A 4,322-nucleotide genomic window follows, 5' to 3' on the forward strand; every position below is an offset into this window, starting at 1 on the left:
CCACAGAGGTGACGACCGCCCCAGATAAAGGCAACCGGCATGTGCGCACATGGGATTTTTAAGGGCCCACGGCCCTTAAACCGCCGGAGGCAAAGTCCCATCTTTTTCCTCAGCACCGCCCGCCCCACCAACACACCGCGCGAACGCGAGAAATTTGAGAAGGGAGAGGCGCCGCGGGTTTTTTCGGCGGGTATGTCTGGACAATGGTTGCCGGAGGCATTAGTTCTACGTGAAAACAGTCACAAACTCTTAAACGCAAGGAGTCTCGGAATGGATATCGAGAAGGACCGCAAGTGTCCCCATTGCGGCGAAACGCTTCAGCCCTGGATGGGCCCGCCGGAGACCGGCTGGGGTCTCATCTTGGTTTGCAATAATAACAACTGCCCGCACTTCTCCACGTCCAACGACACGGTTGCGGAGTATAATCCGGACTCGAAGCTGGGCTTCCGCTACGCCGAGGATCCCTCGAACGACTATACGTCGTTCAACCTTGCGAGCTACTGCGGGTCGACCTACATGGACATGTGCGCCAAACAGGACGATTAATTCCACACCGTTGTCATCAACAAAAAAAGGCCTCGCCTCCGGCGGGGCCTTTTTCTTTGCCCTTTGGCTGAAATTCCTTCTTACACCGACGCTGCTGGGGTGTGACTCCACATTTTGGAGAATGCTCTACACCTGCCTCCACCATGCGAAGCCCTACACGGGAAAGCGCATTCGCGCTGTCTTTCGCCTGTGATGACGGCCACGCAACAGCCGAAAGCACGTACCTGCCAACACTTTTCACCTGCTTCACAGTTTGAAGCCGTGCTGAGACCCGCTGTGCATGACATGGGACCACCAATATTGCGGCATCATATTGTTTTTATGCGTCCTTTTGCGTAAGGTATCCGCCATCCATGCAGCACCCTCATACACTCCAAAGGATATGGGCCAACAGAAGCATGCTTCTGACGCTCAAGGTCCTGCTTGGCGTTACGGCAATCGTAACGGTCTTTGCGCTTGTGACGTCGTCCATAGAGCGCAACGCCATTGAGCGCCACGAGCAGACGTTCAATGACCAACAACATGTCCAAACGCGCATTGCGGCGCAGGGCTTCAAGCAGTCGCTGTCGGACCTTGATGGGACGATACGTGGCGCACTGCGGGCCATTACGCCGTCGCGTCTTGTTTCGTCCCCGCGGGCGAATGCGCCGGAGCTGCTTTCCATTTTGCGCGGCAGTCCGCTGGTGGCGGGAATGGTGCTGCTCCCTGACGAAGGCGCTCCGCTGCTGCTTGGCGAAGCCGAGCCCGGCACGCGCCTTTCGGACGCCATAGTCCGATGGGTTAAGGCCCACCGCCTTGCCGCGCACGACATCCCGGGCGGACCGTATGTTGCGCCACTTGTCATGACACCCAGCGATCAGCGCCTTGGCCTGCTCTACCCGCTGTCGCCGCACACTGGCGACCCGGCGGTGCTGGCCATCATCGTCAATCTGGAACACCTGGCGAACCTCTTCATCGCGCCACTCCGGTCCGGGCAATACGGCGCGGGCTTCCTCGTGGATGGCGAAGGCACGGTGCTGTACGACCATGAAACGGACATCATCGGGCAGAACATCTTTGAGGGCATGCACAAGGGCTTCGAGGACCTGCTCCGTGTGGATGAACGCATCACGTCGGAGCCTTCGGGCACGGATGCCTACACGTTTTCGCTTATGCGCGGGCTGGAAGTTTCGCGCAAGCTGGTGGCGTGGACGCAGGTGCACTTTGCCAATGCCCGGTTCTCGGTGGTCCTCTCGGCCCCGGAGCGCGAGATTGCCCATACGCTGTCGGACCTGCACACCCAACAGGCCTTGGCGTGGGTGGTCTTGCTGCTGCTCCTGCTGGCAACGGGAGTCTCTGGGATGTACCGCAATGTGGTGAGTCACGAAAAAACCTCGCGCCAACGCTTGGCGGACATCCTTGAGCACCTGCCGGACCCGACCTTTGTGGTGGATGAAAAACAGCGCATCCTGGCGTGGAACAAGGCGCTGGAGGAGATGACCGGCGCAAGCAAGGCGCAAATGCTGGGCGCGCCGTCAACGGAGATTTCGCGGATTTTCTTTGGCGACGAAAAACGCCCGCTCCTGCTGGACGCCCTGAACGGCGCCGAACTCCCGGACGTGTACGACAACATTACGCGGGACGGGGACGTTATCCGCTGCGAAACCTTCCACCCGAATTTACGTGGCGGCGAGGGAGCGTATTTATGGATAACCGCCGCGCGCCTGCCGGACACCTGCGGCTGCCCGGCCGGGGGCATTGAAACCCTGCGCGATATCACCACCCGCAAACATTACGAAGAACGCATCAAAAGCAGTGAGGAACGCTACGCCCTTGCGGTGGCCGGCGCCAACGACGGCATCTGGGACTGGGACCTGACGACGGACACTGTCTACTTTTCCCCGCGCTGGCTGGAAATCATTGGCCTGAGCCCTGCGGAGGAGCCAAAGGCCGTCACCCTTTGGATGGACCGCATCCACCCCGACGACAAACAACGGGTGCTGGCCTGCAACCATACGGTTATCCACGGCACGCAGGACCACTTTGAGGTGGAATACCGCCTGCGGCATATGGATGGCAGCTACCGCTGGATTCTGGGCCGCGGGGCGGGCCTGCGCGCGGAGGACGGTTCCATCCGGCGCGTGGCGGGGGCGCATACCGACATCACGGAGCGCAAACACACGGAAAACGTCAACGCCGTGCTGTTCCACATTTCCAACGCCATCAGCACCACGCGCGACCTCGACCACCTCTTCTCCTCCATTCATGCGGCGCTGAAGGCGTACATCGACGCGGACAACCTCATCATCGCCCTTGTGGACGAAGACCGAGACCGGCTGGAATTCCGCTACCTGCATGACGAGGTGGAAACACACCTCAGCGCGCTGGAGAATATCACGTCCGCCTCGGTTCGCGGCATGAACATGGAAGTGGTGCGCACAGGACAGCCGCAACTCCTGCACCGCGAACAGCAAATGGCAGTGGGGGTCAGTGGCACACCGTCTGAGGTGTGGCTGGGGGTCCCCCTCAAGCTGGACGGCAAGGTCATCGGAGTGATGTCCACACAGGACTATGTGGACCCGCACAAATTCTCGGAGCTGGACGTGGAGCTTATGGTCTCCGTGTCGGAGCAGGTAGCCATGGCCATCCAGCGCAAGCAGAACGAGGAAGAGCTCGCGCGGCTTGCCCTGCACGACCCGCTGACGGGCCTGCCCAACCGCAATCTCTTTTCCGAGCGGCTGGAGCGCGCCCTCCAGCGCACCAAGCGCCACGCGGCCTACCAGTTTGCGGTGCTGCTGTTTGACCTTGATGGCTTTAAGAAGGTCAACGACTCCTTTGGGCACCACGTTGGGGATGAACTCCTCACCCGCGTTGCCACACGCCTGAAGCCCGCCCTGCGCAATACGGACACCATGGCCCGCCTTGGCGGCGACGAATTCGCCATTCTGCTGGAGGACTTCAACTCCACGCGCGAGGTGATTTCCATCGTCAAACGCATTCAGGGCGAGGTGGGGCGCCCCTACGTCACCGCGCAAACCACCATAACCATTTCCGCCAGCATCGGCATTGTCCTGCAGGGCACACAGTATACGGATACCGAAGCCATCCTGCGCGACGCGGATACGGCCATGTATCAGGCCAAAGGCATGGGCAAGGCCACCTTCATGGTCTTCAACAAGGAAATGCACGAACAGACCGTGCAAATGCTGACCATGGAGCGCGACCTGCACAGCGGCGCGGCCAATGACGAATTTGAACTGCAATACCAGCCACTCTTCAACACGGCGGACTTTACGGTCTGCGGGGTTGAGGCCTTGGTGCGGTGGCGGCATCCGGAGCGGGGCCTCCTCAGCCCGGCGGACTTCCTTGGTGTCGCCGAGGACTGCGGCTTTGTGGCGCAGCTGGATACGATGGTCATCGGCAAGGCGTGCGCGGACATGGCGCGCCTTGTCCAGTCGCCCCATATTCCGGGGGACTTCACCATGCATATCAATATATCCTCATTGCAGTTGCAGAATTCCGGCATCACCACATCCATCGCCGCCTGCCTGCGGGAGTCCGGATTGGCCCCGGAACGCCTGACGCTGGAATTTTCCGAGCACGCGGCTATGTCCGACCCGCCCGCCGCGCTGGAGACCTTCCGCCGCCTCAAACGCCTTGGGGTGAGCATTGCGCTGGACGACTTCGGGACCGGGCAGTCGTCGCTGTCGTACCTGCAACGCTTTCCCATCGATACCGTCAAAGTGGACAGACGCTTCACCAACACCATCTGCACCAGCACCGAGGACCGCCGTACC

2 protein-coding genes are annotated in these 4,322 nt (G+C 60.6%); both read left to right on the plus strand.

What is annotated here, in order from left to right:
- Nucleotides 1–270 precede the first annotated feature (270 nt).
- Complete coding sequence (locus ACY69P_RS14525) at nucleotides 271–546, plus strand: hypothetical protein (protein WP_459897655.1); 276 nt, start codon at nucleotides 271–273, stop codon at nucleotides 544–546.
- A gap of 398 nt (nucleotides 547–944) precedes the next feature.
- The coding region (locus ACY69P_RS14530) for a bifunctional diguanylate cyclase/phosphodiesterase (RefSeq protein WP_462327988.1) at nucleotides 945–4,322 on the plus strand (3,378 nt) is incomplete at its 3' end.

The organism is Desulfobaculum sp. (assembly GCF_054921475.1).

Excerpts from the sequence above, each read along its gene's own strand:
- ACY69P_RS14525 (WP_459897655.1), top strand. The coding sequence starts at position 271 with ATGGATATCGAGAAGGACCGCAAGTGTCCCCATTGCGGCGAAACGCTT.